The following is a 17,295-nucleotide window of genomic DNA, read 5'->3' on the forward strand; positions in this document are numbered from 1 at the left end:
ACTTCCTGTTAGTACTCCAAAAAAGCAGCATAACAGGAAGTTTTATTTAGTAAGCTACGTATTTTATAAACTACATATTTCTTCGATATTGTCCTCCAACTTCAAATAAAGATGCTGTAATTTGTCCTAATGAGCAGACTTTACAAACATCCATTAAAGCTTCAAATATGTTTTCATTATTGATTGCTTTTTTCTGTAATTCAAGTAATAATTCGTCTGTATCATGTGCTTTGTGAAGATTTTCTAGTATTTTAATTTGATATTGTTTTTCCTCTTCCGTTGCACGAATGACTTCTTTTGGTACAACCGTTGGCGAACCTTTACTACTTAAGAATGTATTTACGCCAATAATTGGAAATTGTCCGTTATGTTTTAAAGTCTCATAATACAAGCTTTCTTCCTGAATTTTAGAGCGTTGATACATCGTTTCCATTGCACCTAAAACGCCACCACGTTCTGTTATTCTGTCAAATTCTAGTAAAACTGCTTCTTCTACCAAGTCTGTTAATTCTTCAATGATAAACGAACCTTGAATTGGATTTTCATTCTTAGCCAATCCTAATTCTTTGTTGATAATCAACTGAATTGCCATTGCTCTACGAACCGATTCTTCCGTTGGCGTTGTAATTGCTTCATCGTATGCATTGGTATGCAACGAGTTACAATTATCGTAAATTGCGTATAATGCTTGCAACGTTGTACGAATGTCGTTAAAATCAATTTCTTGTGCGTGCAAACTACGTCCAGAAGTTTGAATGTGATATTTCAACATTTGCGCACGTGAATTTGCTCCGTATTTATGTTTTAAGGCTTTCGCCCAGATTTTCCTCGCAACACGTCCAATCACTGCATATTCAGGATCAATTCCGTTGGAGAAGAAAAATGATAAGTTTGGGCCAAATTTGTTGATGTCCATTCCACGACTTAAATAATACTCAACGTATGTGAAACCATTTGATAATGTCAATGCCAATTGCGTAATCGGATTTGCGCCAGCTTCCGCGATATGATATCCAGAAATGGAAACCGAATAGAAGTTACGCACATTATTTTCAATGAAATATTCTTGCACATCGCCCATTAATCGCAATGCAAATTCCGTAGAAAAGATACACGTATTTTGTGCCTGATCTTCTTTTAAAATATCCGCCTGAACCGTTCCACGAACTTGCGCAATGGTTTTGACTTTGATATCGTCATAAACCTCTTTTGGCAAAACTTGATCTCCTGTAACTCCGAGAAGCATCAAACCTAAACCGTTGTTACTTTCTGGCAATTCGCCATTATATTTTGGACGTTCTTTACCTTTATAAATTTCAGCAATTTTCGCTTCAATTTCTTTTTCAAGTTCGTTTTCCTTGATGTAAATTTCACATTGCTGATCGATTGCTGCATTCATGAAAAAACCTAGTAACATTGGCGCAGGGCCATTTATAGTCATACTTACCGAAGTCATTACATCTGCTAAGTTGAAACCAGAATAGAGTTTTTTTGCATCATCCAAACAACAAATAGAAACTCCTGCGTTTCCGATTTTACCATAAATATCTGGTCGTAAATCTGGATCGTTTCCATATAAAGTTACACTATCAAAAGCCGTTGACAAACGTTTTGCGGGCATTCCTGCACTTACGTAATGAAAACGTTTATTGGTACGTTCAGGTCCGCCTTCTCCAGCAAACATTCGCGCCGGATCTTCTCCTGTACGTTTGAAAGGATATAATCCTGATGTGTATGGAAATTCTCCTGGCACATTTTCTTGCAAGCACCATTTTAAAATATCGCCCCAAGCTTGATACTTTGGCAACGCTACTTTTGGAATTTGTACATGTGATAAAGATTCTGTGTGTGTTTCAATTTTTATTTCACGATCACGCACTTTAAAAGTGTAAATCGGGTTTTTGTATTTGTTTACTTTTTCGCTCCAACCATTTATGATTTCCCAGTTATAAGGATCTAAATTTAGCTTCACGCGATCAAACTCTTTGAGTAATAATTTTACCAAATCAATGTCTGCTTCTTTCTCAATTCGATCTAAAATAATAGTTTCATCCAACCCAATTTTAGACATAAACGACATCTCTACTTCGCTTGAAGTTACATTCGTTACCGAAGCTATTGTTTTATAGATTCCGAACAATCGTTGTGCAACTTCCACTTGCGTTTCTGCTGTTTTGTCGTATGCCCTATTGCTTTCTGCAATTTCAGATAGATAACGTGTTCTTGCTGGCGGAATGACGAAAATCTTCTCGCTCATTTCATCTGAAATTTCAAAAGTCGATTGTAAATCTGATTTTGTTTTTTCAACCAATTTATCCATTACAGCTTTGTACAACGTGTTCATTCCTGGATCGTTGAATTGTGAAGCAATGGTTCCGTAAACAGGCAAATCATCTTGATGAACGTCCCACAAATGATTGTTACGCATGTATTGTTTTTTTACATCACGCAAAGCGTCTAACGAGCCTCTTTTGTCAAATTTATTGATCGCAACTAAGTCAGCAAAATCGAGCATGTCAATTTTTTCCAATTGCGTTGCTGCGCCAAATTCTGGTGTCATTACGTATAAAGCCACATCGCTGTGTTCCATGATTTCCGTATCCGATTGTCCAATTCCCGACGTTTCCAAAACGATTAAATCATATTCCGCCGCTTTTAATACTTGTATTGCTTCGTTTACATATTTTGATAATGCCAAATTCGATTGTCGTGTTGCCAAACTACGCATGTACACTCTTGGTGAGTTGATGGCGTTCATACGAATCCGATCTCCCAATAATGCGCCACCAGTTTTTCGTTTTGAAGGATCAACTGAAATTAAACCAATTGTTTTTTCTGGAAAGTCAACTAAAAAACGACGTACTAATTCGTCCACCAAACTAGATTTTCCTGAGCCACCAGTTCCTGTAATTCCTAATACTGGTGTTGTTGCCCCTTTTGGTTTCCCCAAAGGAGAAAAAAGCCGTTCAAACTCTTCGTGCTTGTTCTCTGCAAACGATATTAATCGTGCAATTGTTTTAACTTCTTTTTCTTTGATACTTTCCGCAACCGTCTTCCCTTTGGGAAGAATTAAGGATGGGCTAGCAAAATCAGATTGTTGCACCAAATCGTTAATCATTCCTTGCAATCCCATAGCGCGTCCATCATCTGGTGAGTAGATTCGCGTGATTCCATAGTCCATTAAATCTTTGATTTCTTCTGGAAGAATTACGCCGCCGCCGCCGCCAAATATTTTGATATGTTCTGCGCCTTTTTCTTTTAACAAATCGTACATGTATTTAAAGTACTCATTGTGTCCACCTTGATATGAAGTCAATGCAATTGCATTTGCATCTTCTTGAATTGCTGTGTTTACTACTTCTTCCACGCTTCTGTCGTGTCCTAAATGAATTACCTCAACACCAGTTGACTGAATAATGCGTCGCATGATATTTATTGCGGCATCGTGTCCATCAAATAATGATGCTGCGGTAACGATTCGTACTTTATATTTGGGTTTGTAAGGTTGCGCTTGTTCCATCTGTAATGAAGTGTATATTTTAGGCTGGCAATTTACGGAATATTCAAAAAAGTATTGTGTTTATTATGAATTTTCTAACGCAAATAACTTTCAGCCAACTCATTTTTTTATCCTATTTTTGTAGTTCGAGGTTTTAAACCTTCCCAAATTACTTTTGTCTAAAAACAATATATATTATTATGAAAAAAATTATGATTGCTTTTGTCGGATTGTTGATGTTGAATTCTTGTGCAGAGTTACAACAAGTTGTGAATCAGTTGCCAAACGGCGGACTTGGAGATGCTGATATTGCAGCAGGATTGCGTCAAGCATTAGACTTCGGAATTGACAAACAAGTAAAAAAACTGACCTTGAAAGATGGTTTTTATGGAAATAGTTTGGTAAAGATTTTACTGCCAGAAGAGTTACAAAAAGTAGATAAAGCATTGCGCGATATTGGCTTGGGAAGTTTGGCAGATGACGGAATTAAGTTATTGAATAGAGCTGCAGAAGATGCTGTAAAGGAAGCAACTCCAATTTTCATAAATGCGGTAAAAGATATTACGTTCGCTGATGCAAAAAATATTTTGTTAGGAAGTAACAACGCCGCAACTAGCTATTTACAAGGAAAAACGAATACTGCGTTGTATGATAAGTTTCAACCTGTGATTCAAAATTCGTTTGCAAAAGTTGGCGCGGATAGAATTTGGACACAAATGATTGATAATTATAATAAGATTCCTTTTGTGAGTAAGGTAAATCCAAATTTAACAGATTACGTAACTACCGAAGCTTTGAAAGGCGTGTATACGATGATTTCTGTGGAAGAACAAAAGATTCGAACTAAAGTTGGCTCAAGAACTACGGACTTGTTGAAGAAAGTTTTTGCTTTGCAGGATTAGTTTTCGGTTATCGGTTGTCGGTTGTCGGTTGTCGGTTGTCGGTTAAAATATAAAACGCCATTGTGAGATTTTTGAATCTTGTGATGGCGTTTGTTTTTTTAGTCGATTGTTTTACGGTAAACCGTAGTTTTATATTGTTTCGTTTTGATAGATTTGATGATTATTCTAACTCACATGAAATACTTACTAATCATATTTCTATTTCTCGTTTGTCTAAAGATTCAAGCTCAAAGCGTCTACAAAACGCCTTCGGGGAAACGATATCATTTGAGTTCATGTAGAATGGTGGAAAATGTTTCTAGTAAGTTGGTCGGACTTGATACTATTAATTCTTGTAAATTAACGCCTTGTAAGATTTGTAAATCGCCACCAAAGAGTCAATTAGAAAAACGGTTTAATCCTGAAGATAAATCGGTTGGCACTTCCGTTTCTGTTCGCTGTAAAGGCAAGACAAAGAAAGGAACACGTTGCAAACACAAAACTAAACTCGCTAACGGATATTGTTATCAACATACCAAACAGAATAGTAATTCCGCTAGAAGTTCACAAAATGCTTCAAGCTCAAATAAAAATACTGCTGCTTCAAGATGTCTTGGTAAAACAAACGCTGGCAAACGCTGCAAACGAAAAGTAAAAGGCGGCGGTTATTGTTATCAGCATGATTGATGGATTTAAGTTTTAAGTTTTAAGTTTTAAGTTTTAAGAAAATAACTATTTAGACTTCAACATTCGGTATTTGTTGATTTGTTAGTTTGTTGATTTGTTGATTTGTTTAGGTCGCTTTCCGTTTAACTATTAACTCATCCCTTTTTCACTTTTAACTTTTAACTTTTAACTTATCACTTATCACTTATCTTAGCAAGTTGTTTGTTGTTCAATATATCAAGGTTGAAAAACTTCTACATTCAATATCCTGTATTTGATATTCGATATTTTTTAATTTACAATTCAACATTCATAATTTAAAATTTAAATCATTCAAATCATTCAAAAGTCTATTAAAATCCTTATCATTTTTGTATCTTTAGTAGCTAACAGACATAAAAATTATGAGCAGACAAAAAATATATTCAACAGATTCAAGAGTTCAAATTATGGACGCAAAACACATTTTAGATGAAGCTAGCGTTAACTATTTCGAAATCAACAAAATGGACACTTCGCACGCAGGTATTCTTGGCGGAAGCATAGAGTTACACGTGGAAGAAGCGGACGTGGAAAAAGCAGTAACGCTTCTGAAAAGTTTGAAATAAAACCATTTATGGAGTTAAAAATAAGTCGCTGGATTTTCTTTGGCGTCATTGTATCTTCATTTTTTGTACAGATTTTTGGTGTACATGTTGGCGGACCTTGGGTATTGTTTGAAATTTTTATGATCCTTGATTTACCAAACATTCTACAACGGAGCGATCTAAGTAGTTTTTTACCAATCCTATTTATTGTAATAGGACAAATACTATTTTTGTTAGGCTGGCGAACCGTAAAAGGTTATAAATTATGGTTGTTCATGCTGTCGCCTTTGTTTGTTTTAATTCCATTACTATTCATGTTATCAACTTTAGAAAGTTCTCAAAAAGAAACTACACTATCTGCAATTCCATTTTTTGTAATGATTGTGGTTTTTTATGTGGAATGTTTTTTTAAGTTGAAAAGAAATACCAATAATCATTTGAATCAATAGTAAGATTATACGAAACTAAACTTCAATTTACACACAACTACGACTTCGCATATACAAATCGTAGACAACACATACTATTTCTTAAATTACACTACTTATTTTGCTAACTTACAGGTATTGTTATAAATACAATTCCTTTAAAATATGCATATTAACGCTGAAAAGTCAAAAGAAAACAAAGCTATTCCGAGTCAAGTTGCACAACTAAAAACGACGAATGATGCTGTTTTTCATTTTGAAGATAATCGTCCGCAGGCAACTATTCAGCGAAAAATACAAAAAATAAGTGAAGCTTTTTCTGCGAAACATATACTTCCAATTCAGAGAAAAGCAACTAATACAGGCTTACCTGATACTCTTAAATCGGGAATAGAACAGCTTTCTGGCTACGCAATGGACGATGTTAAAGTCCATTATAATTCTGATAAACCCGCACAATTACAAGCACATGCTTTTGCACAAGGAACTAATATTCATGTAGCTTCTGGACAAGAGAAACATTTACCACACGAAGCTTGGCATGTAGTACAACAAAAACAAGGAAGAGTAAAACCTACTGTGCAGTTGAAAGGAAATGTAAATATTAATACAGATGTTAGTTTAGAAAAGGAAGCTGATATTATGGGTGCTAAAGCTGTAACGCAACGCATGCCTTTAAATCATTCAAATAAAGACATAACCAATAGTGCTTCTTTGATCTCAAACCACGATACTGTAGTTCAAGCTGTTTTAGATCCAACTGTTGCTACAGGAGACCAAGATTTTACTTTTGGTTTGTTACATGGAACTTATAGACCTGCTACAAATTTAGCAGATATGCATGTTAACGCAGCGACTTTGGCTAATCCACATTTAACAGCAGCGCATATGTTAGCAGCAATGAATGATGTACAACAAGCAATGATTGCAAATCATGGAGTTACAGGCAATGTAGGCACGTTAGATTGGCGACCAACTGGCGCAGCGGTTGTAAAATTAGTTATTGAATTATTAGGAGAAGCATTAGGAGGTTTTTGGAATAAACGCTTAGCTCGTCTCAAAAAATTTAAAAGAAAAAAATTAGAAACTCCACCAGTTGTCAGAAATGAAGATGCACTTTCTGCTGATGTATTATCTGAACATAAATCATCTTTAAAATCTCTGCAAGGTGAAAATAAGGTAAGTATTAAACCTATCATTGCTAGGTCAACACTAGCAGAGTTTAACCAAGACATGTTAGAAAATTCACCCGCAGGAAAAGCAAGGCTTACTGCTTATGAACAACTTATAGATGCTGGACTACCTACAAGTCTTAGAATAGAGATACATCATAATCAGATACCAGCTATTATTGGTGTCTTAAATTCCATGTAAATTATTGATTTATTATTTAAAAACGAATAGTACATCTTTCTGTAACTTAAGAGAAAATTAATTGGGGAAATTAAAAAATAGAATTAATTGAAAATCAAGTGTTTTTACCCTTTTACACTATTTGTATTTTTTCTAATTTGCTTAAAATAAAAAGTTTACACTCATGGAATGTTCAAATCTACTTGAATCAGCACTCAAAAAAGGAAATATTAGCGCATCTTTATTTAAAGGATCATCAGACAAGGAATTAGTCACCGATTTGCAACGAACTCTGTTTGAGTTGGGTTTTCGAAAGGAACTAAAATGGGACAATTACCAAGCCGATGGCGATTACGGAAAAGCTACAACAGCCGCCGTTGCCGCTTTTGCTAAGAAAAATAATAGTACTACTGATGGGAAATCTGTTTCAACTGCTTTGGCAAAATTGATTATTGAAAGACACGATTTGCTTCCTGAAATGTATGTTTTATGGAGAATTCATACTTCGGATCTACGAACAAAAAAATATATTTCTAAAGGAACACGCACAAGTATTTCTGCGATACAAGTGTTTTTAAATACGATTGGTTATGGCGAACAACTTAATTTTAAAAAGTTTGGCGCAGATGGTTTGTATGGAAATAGTACCAGAAATGCTGTAATTAAATATGCAAAAGACAATGCTATTGAGTGTGATGGCGATTTACTTTCACGCCCAGTTGTTGATCTTTTCTTAAGAGACATTAATCCATATTACGGAAATAAATGGAGTGACTTGGCGGCGCAAAATTTACCAAGTAAAAAATCGCCACTTGTATTGTTTGAAGGTTCTCGTTTTTCTGGAAAACCTTGTAGAGCTGATGTTGAATTTATACCTGCGCTCGAAAAAATAAATGCATATGCAAAACAAGCAGACGTTTTTATACACGTTACAAGTTCGTTTAGAACTACCACAAATGTTAGAGGTGCTATTGTAAAACCTGCAACGTTTTCTAATCATTTGGCTGGACACGGAATTGATATGAATTTGCGCTACGGAAACGGAAAATGGGCAAATTCTAAAGTAATGGCAAAATATCCTAATGTTCCTGAACCTGTAAAACAGTTTTTAAGTTCAATTATTAACGATCCAAAATTACGTTGGGGCGGAAAGTTTAACACCATAGATCCTGTGCATATTGACGATCATTTGAATAAAGATCGTACTATTTGGAAAAAAAGATATGAAGCTATGCAAAAAGCAGTGCAATTGGGGAAGTTTAATTGATTTTATTTCTCCTTCACGTTTTTTAATATATTTATAATAATCTATATCACAGCATTTTAGATTAGCTAATGAAATACAATCGGGTTTCATTGCCCGATTTTTCTTGTTTACAAACTTTTATGAAGTTGCTTGAAATAAGCAAACGCTTTGGAAAGTCGCGAGCCATACCAACTGAAATATTCTCCATCTACAAAAACAACTTTTGCATGATGTGTATGTCGTCCAATTTCAAATGCGTGTTTTTCTTTAAAAGGATATGGTTCTGATGACAATAATACAATAGCGGGATCGCCCTCTTTACGAATATTTTCAATCGTAATTTCTGGATATCTTCCGTGCGATTCGTAGATATTTTCAAATTTACACAACGTTAGTAAGTAATTGATAAATGTATCTTTTCCTGCTGCCATCCAAGGCTTTCGCCAGATAAAATACCCTACTTTTTGAACAGGAATGTCTTTGACAAATTCTTGAAAATATTTTAAATGAAACCGAATTTTATCATTGATTTTAGAAGCTTCTGTATTACACTTAAACATCATTCCGTATTGCGTGATCATTTCCAAGGATTCCTCTATATTTTTTACATCTGAAACGTGTACTGGAAATAATTTCTCTAATTCTTCTACAATTTCTTTTGTGTTTTCTTCTTTGTTACACAGAATAATATCTGGCTGTAAAGCCTTAATTTTATCAAGTTTGATGTTTTTTGTGCCGCCAACAATTGTTTTTGTACTTTTTAAATGATACGGATGTACACAGAATTTGGTGATTCCGACAATGCTATCTTCCAAACCTAAATCGTACAACAATTCCGTTTGCGATGGCACTAACGAAATGATTCGTTTTGGAGTCGTTTTAAAAATTAATTCTCGTTGTAATTGATCTTTTATATTCATATATGAGATTCTGAATCAAGTTCAGAATGACGAAAATTTATTTCGTCAAAATTTCTGCCATTTGTGTTTGTAATTCTGAGGCTTTTTCGGCTGCAGCCGAAGCAAAATTTTCATCATTTGAAGCATAAATAATTCCTCTTGAAGAATTAATTAAGAGTCCAACATTTTCCGTCATTCCGTAGTTGCAAACATCTTGCAAGTTTCCGCCTTGCGCGCCAACTCCTGGGACTAACAAGAAACTTTCTGGAACAATTTCACGAATTTCTCCTAAAAAAGAAGCTTTCGTTGCGCCAACTACATACATTAAGTTTTCACTGTTTTCCCAACTTTTCGAAGTTTCTAATACATGTTTGTATACTTCTTTATCATTAATAAGTTTCGTTTGAAAATCGAACGCGCCTTGATTTGAAGTTAAGGCTAATAAAATGGTATGTTTGCCTTTGAATGCTAAGAAAGGTTCCACAGAATCTTTTCCCATATATGGCGCAACAGTTACGGAATCGAACGCTAAATCTTCAAAGAATGCTTTCGCATACATACTTGATGTATTTCCGATATCGCCACGTTTTGCATCTGCAATGGTAAATATTTCCGGATGATTTGTATTTAGGTATTGAATTGTTTTTTCCAACGCTTGCCAACCTTTAATTCCGTAAGCTTCGTAAAAAGCCGTATTTGGTTTGTACGCAACTGCCAAGTGATGTGTCTCATCAATAATTGCCTTGTTAAACTCAAATATTGGATCGTCCGTTTCTAATAGATGTTTCGGGATTTTTTGTAAATCAACATCAAGTCCAATACAGAGAAAGGATTTTTTTTTATGAATTTCGGCTATCAGTTGTGTGGTTGTCATTGCTGTTACTCGTTGTTCTTTATTCGTTATTTGTTGTTTGTTTATTCGTTGATTTGTTGATCGTTAATTTGATTGAAAGTATCAAAAATAAAGGTCATATACTGAAAACCGACAACTGACAACTGACAACTGACAACTGACAACTGACAACAAATTTACATAATCTCACTAGCATCTTTCAGCTTTTCTGTATTTTCAACGAGCATTAATTCGTCCAATATTTTTTGAATGTCGCCATTCATTATATTTGATAAATCGTACAATGTTAATCCAATTCTGTGATCTGTAACACGTCCTTGCGGATAGTTATAGGTTCTAATTTTTGCACTTCTGTCTCCAGAAGAAACCATACTTTTACGACGAACAGAATCTGCAGCTAGCTTTTTCTCTAATTCCTTATCATACAATCGAGAACGCAATACTTTTAATGCTTTTTCTAAGTTTTTGTGTGATGATTTTTGATCTTGACAACTTACCACCAATCCAGATGGCGCGTGATGCAAACGAATTGCAGAATACGTTGTGTTTACCGATTGTCCTCCAGGTCCAGTAGAAGTTGTTCGCTCTATACGAACTTCTTTCATATCTAATTCTACATCAAATTCTTCTGCTTCTGGTAATACTATTACCGTTGCAGCACTTGTATGCACACGACCTTGCGTTTCTGTTTGTGGTACACGTTGTACACGATGCACGCCAGCTTCAAACTTCATGGTTCCGTATACATCTTCTCCTGAAACTTCAAGTATCATTTCTTTAAATCCGCCCGAAGTTCCTTCACTATAATCTACAATACTTACGTTCCAACCGCGACCTTCACAGTATTTGGTATACATACGATGCAAATCGCCTGCAAAAATACTTGCTTCATCTCCACCGGCTCCTGCACGGAGTTCCATTACGATATTTTTACTATCTTCAGGATCTTTTGGAATTAGTAAGAATTTAATTTCATCTTCTAATATTGGCAATGCTTCTTTGGCTTCGTCCAATTGCATTTTTGCCATTTCTGTCATTTCGGCATCACTACCATCTGAAATGATTTCTTCTGCTTCAGCAATATTGTCCAATATCTCTTTATATATCTCGCGTTTTTCTACGAGTGCTTTAAGATCTTTGTATTCTTTGCTGAGTTGTACGTATCTTTTTTGATCAGCAATAATGTCTGGCTGAATGATTAAATCATTTACCTCATCAAAACGCTGTTTTACTATTTGTAACTTATCTAACATGGAACTTTTTCTTTTCAGGTATGCAAATTTACAATTTTTATTGATTGTTTCAGATTTTCTGTTTTATATCTAAAATACTTTCTGTGAAAATAGTTTTTCTTTGACTTCTATTCAATGCATCTCGCATTTTAATTGTATTTTTAATACCAACTTAAATTAATTAACCATAAACTTATTCACATGAAAAAAAAAGGTATCAATTCGTTAAAGCTTAACAAAAGAAGTATTTCATCATTAAAAGAAATTGTAAAAGGAGGACTTCGTGCGCCACTTGAAAGCGATTGTTCTTCTTACGGAAACGGAGAATGCGATGAAACATATTGTAACTGTGAAACTAATTAATACTAGTTCACAATTCACATAAATTATTTTTACAACTGCATCATTTTCAACTGAAAAGATGCAGTTTTCTTTTTATACACATTACTTTTATTACGGGGAAGCCTTATTTTTTTTAGATGTGTTTTTACTATTTTTACTTTTTAACCAAAACTTATTTATCATGAAAAAAAAGAAAGTAACTCTAGGAAAATTAGGATTAAAAAAGTCAAAAGTAGCTACGTTTGAATCTGATAGCGTTACTGGTGGATATCAATCATGGACTGGAACTGCTGAACCATGCTTCTCAGAATACAATTGCGGAACTAATAACTGTGGAAGCAATAATTGCGGAACTAACAATTGTGGAACTAACAATTGCGGAACTAATAATTGTGGAACTAACAATTGTAATTCAGATTCAGTGTGTCCTCCAGGAGTTCACTGTTACTAAGAACAAATTTTTATATTTCACTAAAGAAAAAGGCTTTCAAATTCATGAAAGCCTTTTGTGTTTTTATATGTTTTATGTTTCTATGTTTCTATGTTTAGAATACACGTACAATATTGAATCCGAAAAATATATCTCCATCAGTCCAATTTCCTTCTGCATTGCTAATGAATCCAGGTTCGTTGGTCGATTGTGCGTTTGAAAATAACAACTGAAATACATGCCCGCCAGTTTCAATATCAACTCCAATAGTCAACGGATTTCTAAATGCAGTATTATCTGCTCGGCTAAAGTTGTACACATAATCCATATTGATAGACATACGTTTACTTATTTTTAAACGTCCGCCAGCGCCCATTGCAAATTGGTCGTGTTTTTGAGAAGCTTCTAATGTTAGATTTTGACGTACGTATGAAGGTGCCAATTCTAGCGAAAAGCGGTTACTAAATCTTCGTGAAATGAGTAATTGCGTTGTGTAGCTCAAACGATCTTCAAATACAAGAAACGGAAACCGATCTTTTCGTACTTGCGTATTTATATTCGCGGTAGCATATCCAACTAAATTTACAGGAAAAGTATCCGATTGATTTTTCAGTTTTACTTTTGTAGATAAGGCATATGTTTTTCGTAATGATTCCCTACTGATTCCAAATTGCCATCCGTCAAAAAGTCCGTAAACCAATTGAATTTTAGTGTTTGCGTTGTCAAATCCGAAAAAAGTTGATAATCCATCATCTAATGTTCCAAATCTGTGTGAAACATACAAATAAAAATCACCTTTTGATGCTACTTTTGTCGATTGTAAATTTCCAATTTTCATGGCTTTAAACGCAGGAGATACAAACGTTTCTGGCGTTGCTTCGTCTTCTAATTCATTTAATAAATCATCTTGCGCATGCAATCCTATACTGAATAAACAGAGTACTGTGTATATGTAATAGTGCTTCATTTATATTATTTTTTGACAATGATTGCTTTATCGAGTTTTAATTCTTCCATCAAATCATCATATCCAATAATTCTACCTATGATTTTTATTTTTTGATTTTCCGCTAAGTCATCTGTAGCTGTTCCTTCCGCCAATTGAAAATAGATACTTTCGTTTAGTGAAATTCCTTTTTCGTCTTTTGCAGTAATTTTCCCTGTAAGTTCCACTACTTTCTCACCTTGTGTCCACTCTTCTGCGTTTTCTTTTATTTTTTCTAAAAAGTCTTCTGCAGAACCTTTAAATGCAACTTCCATATCAGCAATAGCAGTATGTGGTTGGTATGCATAACTATACCCAATATATGCGCCCATTGCAATAATTAGGACGAATATCATGAGGAATTTACTTCTTTTCGATAAGCTCATAATTCAGTGTTACGTTAATTTCTTTTGCGATTTTGTTTCGTACAATACTTGGAATATCAATATCAAAGTCTTGTGGTTTTACTGTGAATACGGCTTGCACAACAATTTTGTCTCCATCTTTGGAAACCTTAGCCGTTGTTTCAATTTCTTTTGCTTTCCCACGAACCGTTAATGTTCCTGATAAGTTGTATTCTTTTGCTGTGCTTGACAAATCGGACATATCAAAATCTTTCAATTTCCCTCTAAATGTTGCTTTCGGAAACTTATCCGAATCCATATAATTTTCATTGAAATGTTCTTCCATCAATGCCACTTTAAAGTGAAATGATTTCATGAATAATAGCGCAGCCAAATCGCCAGTATCAACTTTTAAAATTGCCGTTGTACTGTTGCTTTTAGCTTCAACAGGTTCAAAAGCATCTACGGAAGCTTTAAAGTCTGTTTCTCCTGTTTTAGTGAAATATTTTTGCGCGGAAATAGTTCCAACTACAAAAAACATACACAATAATAGCATTTTTTTCATATGATATTTTTTAGATTTAATTTTCAAGATAGCCGTCTGCAACCCATTGGTCAATGATTTGGCGTGTTTCTGGTGGCAACAATCCACTTTGCGGCATTGGATTTGTGGCATTATTGATCCGATTTAAAAGGTTGCCTTGTTCCGCAGCTGCTTTTACATTTAAGTAACTTGTGAGTTGCAAACCTGCATTCGCATTGGGTCCACTATGACAGCTTATACAATTTGTTGTAATAATTGCTTCCACATCGTCATCATACGTGATTGTTTCTACAATTGGCGGTAAATCCGCTACATCGCCTTCGTCAATAGTGTTTGTTGTACAATTATAAAAGATGGTCAACACACATATACAAGCGAAGCCTATGTATATTTTTTTCTGCATTTTTTAGATTTTAGTTGGTTATTTTTCTTTTTCAATTTTGCATGAATATAATCTATTTTAAAGACATTTTCAGGTATTCTATCTTTTTGAAGTTATTAAAAATTGCATATTATTTTCAGATTTATCTTTGAAAGATATCAAAAATAAATACAATTATCTGTTTTTCAGTATTTTAACTCTATTTTTAAAATTTCATTATTTTTGTGTGAATATTTAAAAAAGGTATGATTTGTAAAATTGCATTTGGTGGCGGTTGCCATTGGTGTACAGAAGCGGTTTTTCAATCGTTAATTGGTGTTGAAAATGTAGCACAAGGTTGGATTCAATCTACGGAAGAAAATGATACGTTTTCAGAAGCCGTTATTGTACAGTTTGATGCAACACTAATTCCATTGAAGGTTCTCATAGAGATTCATCTGCGGACGCATAAATCAACCGTGCAACATTCCATGCGCACAAAATATCGTTCGGCTATTTATTATTTTGATTCCATTCAAAAAGAAACTATTGAAGAAATTTTGACCAATCTTCAAAAAAGTTTTACAAAAAAAATCATCACGCAAGTGTTACCGTTTAACGGATTTAAACCTTCGCGAGAAGCAATTACCAATTATTATTATTCGAATCCTAGCAAGCCTTTTTGCGAACAGTTTATCAATCCGAAATTGAAATTGTTGTTGACGAAGTTTTCGCAATTTACTGTAAAAGAAAAACTAGACCATTTGGATTTTTAGACTTCTTGGGCTTTGTTAGATTGTTGAAAACTTCAATATTCGTTATTCGTTATTCGTTATTCGTTATTCGAAACAAAAACTTTTACATTTAAAATTTTACATTTAGTATTTGTTATTTCTTTCCACTTTTAACTTGGATATTCCTTATTCGATATTCTATATTCCTTAATAAATATTAAATATTTTCCGCTGCGTCATGCTGAACTTGATTCAGTATCTATTCAGCATCACACAAGCAACTTTATGTGACCTTGAATCAAGTTCAAGGTGACGTAAATTATACTTCAAAAAACCTCTTTATTCAAAATAAGCTAAGTATCAATCCATCACAAACTTAAATCCAGCAGAAATAATATTTGCATCCAATCCGTCACTTCGTGTGTAATAATTGTAACGTATATCTACACTTTTTAATCCAAATTTGAATATTTTAAATTTCGCAAAAATATCATTATACTTAAATCCAGCACCATATTGATGACTTTCAAATTTTGACAAATCGTAATCCGACGTATAAAATTCAGATGTTGACAAGTGTTCTTCAAAAGGCGCAAAATAATCTGCCGCCGTTTGTGTATAATATCGATATGTTGGATACAATGTAAATTTCCCTTCCGCAAATTTAATCGGAACTTCAATACTTGCCGTATGTGCATTAATTCCCCAATCGTCAAAATAATAGCGATAATACGTTCGTAAGGCTACGGATTCGTTTATGTAATAATTGAATCGCGCTCCAATTGGCACTTTAAATCGTGTATCTGGCAATCGTTCCACATCATCACCTAATTGAAAGTTTTGCACAAAAAAATCGGCAACATCTGCAAAATACACACGTTGATGCGGCGTAGAGAGCAATCCATCTTGCTGTACAAGGTCTAAAAATATAGAAGCTTGCGCATTTTTACTCAGAATTTGTGAAAAACTCAACGATAGTGAATACGTATTTCTTCCTTCATTGGCAAATTGTTCAAATGAATTTGAATATACGCCAGTTCCAACAATATCAGGACGTGAAAAGCCATCTCTAAATTCTATCGGATATTGCGGATTCCAAGTGTCCAAGAATATATTTGCTTTTACGCCAATTTCTGTATTTTTTTCATTGAAGAGTTTTGTATAGCTTCCGCCAAAACCAATAGAAAAATAATCATATTCCGAAGCAACATTTACATTTGCGGTCCAAATATCGTTTCTGTCGTCTGATGAATGTGAATAATTTACGTTCAAATTTCCCCAAATATCACTTTGAGAAGCGCCAGAAGATGCCGTAAAAGGATCAGCAGGTTTATCGCCATCAAATGGATTTATATTACTTGACGAAGCCGAAGTGTACGCAGAAATTCCTGCATCAATGGTTAACACATCGTCATCATTTAAGGGAATTGCGATCACAAACGTTGGTGTAATATCCGTGAGTTCTTCGGTTCCTTTTCCGCCTGTAACCGCTGCGTGCGTTCCGTCTTGTGTGTAATAACTCATGATAAAATCGACTTCTGTCGTTTCTAACACACGCTTTTTATACGTTGTCAAAGAATCTTGTTGTTGTTCCTGTGCGTACAATGCCGAGCACGATACGAACAATACTATCAATAGAAAGGTATATTTCATTAAATTTAATCAGTCATTTTGAGATTTATTTGGTATTAGTTACAACCGCAACCGCCGCCAGTTTTTCCACCGTTTGCACCAGAAGCCGCTTCTCGATAGATTTGAAAGTTGGTTTCAAAACGCTCAATGGAACTTGCAGATAATTTCATATCTGGATCGTTCAGGTTTACTTTTTCGTATTCTTTTACTGCAACGCACGAAGTGAGCGAAGCAATGCAAAAACCGATGAATAAGATTTTTTTATAGTTCATATTTGTT

Annotated in this window: 19 protein-coding genes; 9 read left to right on the plus strand and 10 right to left on the minus strand. The window is 34.4% G+C overall.

Annotation, left to right across the window (positions count from 1 at the left end):
• Positions 1 to 70: 70 nt before the first annotated feature.
• Positions 71 to 3,520, minus strand: a complete 3,450-nt coding sequence (locus tag IMCC3317_RS07730; protein WP_160128956.1) for a methylmalonyl-CoA mutase family protein — start codon at positions 3,518 to 3,520, stop codon at positions 71 to 73.
• A 179-nt stretch (positions 3,521 to 3,699) separates the two neighbouring features.
• Here IMCC3317_RS07730 and IMCC3317_RS07735 point away from each other — a divergent pair, with 179 nt between their 5' ends.
• From IMCC3317_RS07735 to IMCC3317_RS07760, 6 genes are all read left to right on the plus strand, one after another.
• Positions 3,700 to 4,401: a DUF4197 domain-containing protein gene (locus IMCC3317_RS07735; protein WP_160128957.1), complete on the plus strand. Its 702-nt coding sequence runs from the start codon at positions 3,700 to 3,702 to the stop codon at positions 4,399 to 4,401.
• 174 nt (positions 4,402 to 4,575) lie between these two features.
• Positions 4,576 to 5,067, plus strand: a complete 492-nt coding sequence (locus tag IMCC3317_RS07740; RefSeq protein WP_160128958.1) for a DUF5763 domain-containing protein — start codon at positions 4,576 to 4,578, stop codon at positions 5,065 to 5,067.
• A gap of 383 nt (positions 5,068 to 5,450) precedes the next feature.
• Positions 5,451 to 5,654 carry a putative signal transducing protein gene (locus IMCC3317_RS07745; protein WP_160128959.1) on the plus strand — a complete coding sequence of 68 codons (204 nt, stop codon included), beginning with the start codon at positions 5,451 to 5,453 and terminating at the stop codon, positions 5,652 to 5,654.
• Between the two features lie 8 nt (positions 5,655 to 5,662).
• Positions 5,663 to 6,082 carry a hypothetical protein gene (locus IMCC3317_RS07750; RefSeq protein ID WP_160128960.1) on the plus strand — a complete coding sequence of 140 codons (420 nt, stop codon included), beginning with the start codon at positions 5,663 to 5,665 and terminating at the stop codon, positions 6,080 to 6,082.
• 144 nt (positions 6,083 to 6,226) lie between these two features.
• Entirely contained in the window at positions 6,227 to 7,435 is a 1,209-nt protein-coding gene (locus tag IMCC3317_RS07755) for an eCIS core domain-containing protein (RefSeq protein ID WP_160128961.1), read from the plus strand.
• 163 nt (positions 7,436 to 7,598) lie between these two features.
• Positions 7,599 to 8,681 (plus strand): peptidoglycan-binding protein, encoded by a 1,083-nt coding sequence (locus tag IMCC3317_RS07760; protein WP_160128962.1) that lies wholly within the window; start codon positions 7,599 to 7,601, stop codon positions 8,679 to 8,681.
• 107 nt (positions 8,682 to 8,788) lie between these two features.
• Here IMCC3317_RS07760 and IMCC3317_RS07765 read toward each other — a convergent pair whose 3' ends face one another.
• The 3 genes from IMCC3317_RS07765 to prfA all read right to left on the minus strand — a co-directional run bounded on the left by IMCC3317_RS07765 (position 8,789) and on the right by prfA (position 11,665).
• Positions 8,789 to 9,580: an ABC transporter substrate-binding protein gene (locus IMCC3317_RS07765; RefSeq protein WP_160128963.1), complete on the minus strand. Its 792-nt coding sequence runs from the start codon at positions 9,578 to 9,580 to the stop codon at positions 8,789 to 8,791.
• A gap of 37 nt (positions 9,581 to 9,617) precedes the next feature.
• Positions 9,618 to 10,433: an orotidine-5'-phosphate decarboxylase gene (gene pyrF, locus IMCC3317_RS07770; protein ID WP_160128964.1), complete on the minus strand. Its 816-nt coding sequence runs from the start codon at positions 10,431 to 10,433 to the stop codon at positions 9,618 to 9,620.
• Between the two features lie 155 nt (positions 10,434 to 10,588).
• The gene (gene prfA / locus IMCC3317_RS07775) at positions 10,589 to 11,665 is read right to left on the minus strand and encodes a peptide chain release factor 1 (protein WP_160128965.1); all 1,077 of its coding nucleotides are present in this window, start codon (positions 11,663 to 11,665) and stop codon (positions 10,589 to 10,591) included.
• Positions 11,666 to 11,845: 180 nt separating this feature from the next.
• On the opposite strand from prfA, the gene IMCC3317_RS07780 reads away from it, so the two are divergent.
• Both IMCC3317_RS07780 and IMCC3317_RS07785 read left to right on the plus strand, forming a co-directional pair.
• Positions 11,846 to 12,007, plus strand: a complete 162-nt coding sequence (locus IMCC3317_RS07780; RefSeq protein WP_160128966.1) for a hypothetical protein — start codon at positions 11,846 to 11,848, stop codon at positions 12,005 to 12,007.
• 160 nt (positions 12,008 to 12,167) lie between these two features.
• Positions 12,168 to 12,437, plus strand: a complete 270-nt coding sequence (locus tag IMCC3317_RS07785; RefSeq protein WP_160128967.1) for a hypothetical protein — start codon at positions 12,168 to 12,170, stop codon at positions 12,435 to 12,437.
• Positions 12,438 to 12,531: 94 nt separating this feature from the next.
• Here IMCC3317_RS07785 and IMCC3317_RS07790 read toward each other — a convergent pair whose 3' ends face one another.
• The 4 genes from IMCC3317_RS07790 to IMCC3317_RS07805 are packed head-to-tail and all read right to left on the minus strand — an operon-like array spanning position 12,532 to position 14,692.
• Positions 12,532 to 13,383 (minus strand): DUF5777 family beta-barrel protein, encoded by an 852-nt coding sequence (locus IMCC3317_RS07790; RefSeq protein ID WP_160128968.1) that lies wholly within the window; start codon positions 13,381 to 13,383, stop codon positions 12,532 to 12,534.
• 5 nt (positions 13,384 to 13,388) lie between these two features.
• Entirely contained in the window at positions 13,389 to 13,757 is a 369-nt protein-coding gene (locus tag IMCC3317_RS07795; protein WP_160128969.1) for a hypothetical protein, read from the minus strand.
• Positions 13,758 to 13,764: 7 nt separating this feature from the next.
• Positions 13,765 to 14,310, minus strand: a complete 546-nt coding sequence (locus tag IMCC3317_RS07800; protein ID WP_228054989.1) for a YceI family protein — start codon at positions 14,308 to 14,310, stop codon at positions 13,765 to 13,767.
• Between the two features lie 16 nt (positions 14,311 to 14,326).
• A complete protein-coding gene (locus IMCC3317_RS07805) occupies positions 14,327 to 14,692 on the minus strand; it encodes a hypothetical protein (protein ID WP_160128970.1) in 366 nt (121 codons plus the stop codon).
• Between the two features lie 224 nt (positions 14,693 to 14,916).
• Between IMCC3317_RS07805 and IMCC3317_RS07810 the strand changes: the two genes are divergently transcribed.
• The gene (locus IMCC3317_RS07810; RefSeq protein WP_160128971.1) at positions 14,917 to 15,426 is read left to right on the plus strand and encodes a peptide-methionine (S)-S-oxide reductase; all 510 of its coding nucleotides are present in this window, start codon (positions 14,917 to 14,919) and stop codon (positions 15,424 to 15,426) included.
• Positions 15,427 to 15,744: 318 nt separating this feature from the next.
• Here the strand turns inward: IMCC3317_RS07810 and IMCC3317_RS07815 are convergent, their stop codons facing one another.
• Both IMCC3317_RS07815 and IMCC3317_RS07820 read right to left on the minus strand, forming a co-directional pair.
• Positions 15,745 to 17,037: a DUF3570 domain-containing protein gene (locus tag IMCC3317_RS07815; RefSeq protein WP_160128972.1), complete on the minus strand. Its 1,293-nt coding sequence runs from the start codon at positions 17,035 to 17,037 to the stop codon at positions 15,745 to 15,747.
• Positions 17,038 to 17,072: 35 nt separating this feature from the next.
• On the minus strand, positions 17,073 to 17,288 hold the full coding sequence (locus tag IMCC3317_RS07820) for a DUF4266 domain-containing protein (protein WP_160128973.1): 216 nt from the start codon (positions 17,286 to 17,288) through the stop codon (positions 17,073 to 17,075).
• Positions 17,289 to 17,295 lie beyond the last annotated feature (7 nt).

This window comes from Kordia antarctica (assembly GCF_009901525.1).
GTDB classification, from domain to species: Bacteria; Bacteroidota; Bacteroidia; order Flavobacteriales; family Flavobacteriaceae; genus Kordia; species Kordia antarctica.

What these genes read in the sequence shown, in the direction of transcription:
- IMCC3317_RS07820 (WP_160128973.1), bottom strand. Translation starts at nt 17,288, where the DNA reads ATGAACTATAAAAAAATCTTATTCATCGGTTTTTGCATTGCTTCGCTC.
- IMCC3317_RS07735 (WP_160128957.1), top strand. Translation starts at nt 3,700, where the DNA reads ATGAAAAAAATTATGATTGCTTTTGTCGGATTGTTGATGTTGAATTCT.
- prfA (WP_160128965.1), bottom strand. Translation starts at nt 11,665, where the DNA reads ATGTTAGATAAGTTACAAATAGTAAAACAGCGTTTTGATGAGGTAAAT.
- IMCC3317_RS07800 (WP_228054989.1), bottom strand. Translation starts at nt 14,310, where the DNA reads ATGAAAAAAATGCTATTATTGTGTATGTTTTTTGTAGTTGGAACTATT.
- IMCC3317_RS07815 (WP_160128972.1), bottom strand. Translation starts at nt 17,037, where the DNA reads ATGAAATATACCTTTCTATTGATAGTATTGTTCGTATCGTGCTCGGCA.
- IMCC3317_RS07805 (WP_160128970.1), bottom strand. Translation starts at nt 14,692, where the DNA reads ATGCAGAAAAAAATATACATAGGCTTCGCTTGTATATGTGTGTTGACC.
- IMCC3317_RS07790 (WP_160128968.1), bottom strand. Translation starts at nt 13,383, where the DNA reads ATGAAGCACTATTACATATACACAGTACTCTGTTTATTCAGTATAGGA.
- IMCC3317_RS07785 (WP_160128967.1), top strand. Translation starts at nt 12,168, where the DNA reads ATGAAAAAAAAGAAAGTAACTCTAGGAAAATTAGGATTAAAAAAGTCA.
- IMCC3317_RS07750 (WP_160128960.1), top strand. Translation starts at nt 5,663, where the DNA reads ATGGAGTTAAAAATAAGTCGCTGGATTTTCTTTGGCGTCATTGTATCT.
- IMCC3317_RS07810 (WP_160128971.1), top strand. Translation starts at nt 14,917, where the DNA reads ATGATTTGTAAAATTGCATTTGGTGGCGGTTGCCATTGGTGTACAGAA.
- IMCC3317_RS07755 (WP_160128961.1), top strand. Translation starts at nt 6,227, where the DNA reads ATGCATATTAACGCTGAAAAGTCAAAAGAAAACAAAGCTATTCCGAGT.
- IMCC3317_RS07740 (WP_160128958.1), top strand. Translation starts at nt 4,576, where the DNA reads ATGAAATACTTACTAATCATATTTCTATTTCTCGTTTGTCTAAAGATT.
- pyrF (WP_160128964.1), bottom strand. Translation starts at nt 10,433, where the DNA reads ATGACAACCACACAACTGATAGCCGAAATTCATAAAAAAAAATCCTTT.
- IMCC3317_RS07780 (WP_160128966.1), top strand. Translation starts at nt 11,846, where the DNA reads ATGAAAAAAAAAGGTATCAATTCGTTAAAGCTTAACAAAAGAAGTATT.
- IMCC3317_RS07760 (WP_160128962.1), top strand. Translation starts at nt 7,599, where the DNA reads ATGGAATGTTCAAATCTACTTGAATCAGCACTCAAAAAAGGAAATATT.
- IMCC3317_RS07765 (WP_160128963.1), bottom strand. Translation starts at nt 9,580, where the DNA reads ATGAATATAAAAGATCAATTACAACGAGAATTAATTTTTAAAACGACT.
- IMCC3317_RS07730 (WP_160128956.1), bottom strand. Translation starts at nt 3,520, where the DNA reads ATGGAACAAGCGCAACCTTACAAACCCAAATATAAAGTACGAATCGTT.
- IMCC3317_RS07745 (WP_160128959.1), top strand. Translation starts at nt 5,451, where the DNA reads ATGAGCAGACAAAAAATATATTCAACAGATTCAAGAGTTCAAATTATG.
- IMCC3317_RS07795 (WP_160128969.1), bottom strand. Translation starts at nt 13,757, where the DNA reads ATGATATTCGTCCTAATTATTGCAATGGGCGCATATATTGGGTATAGT.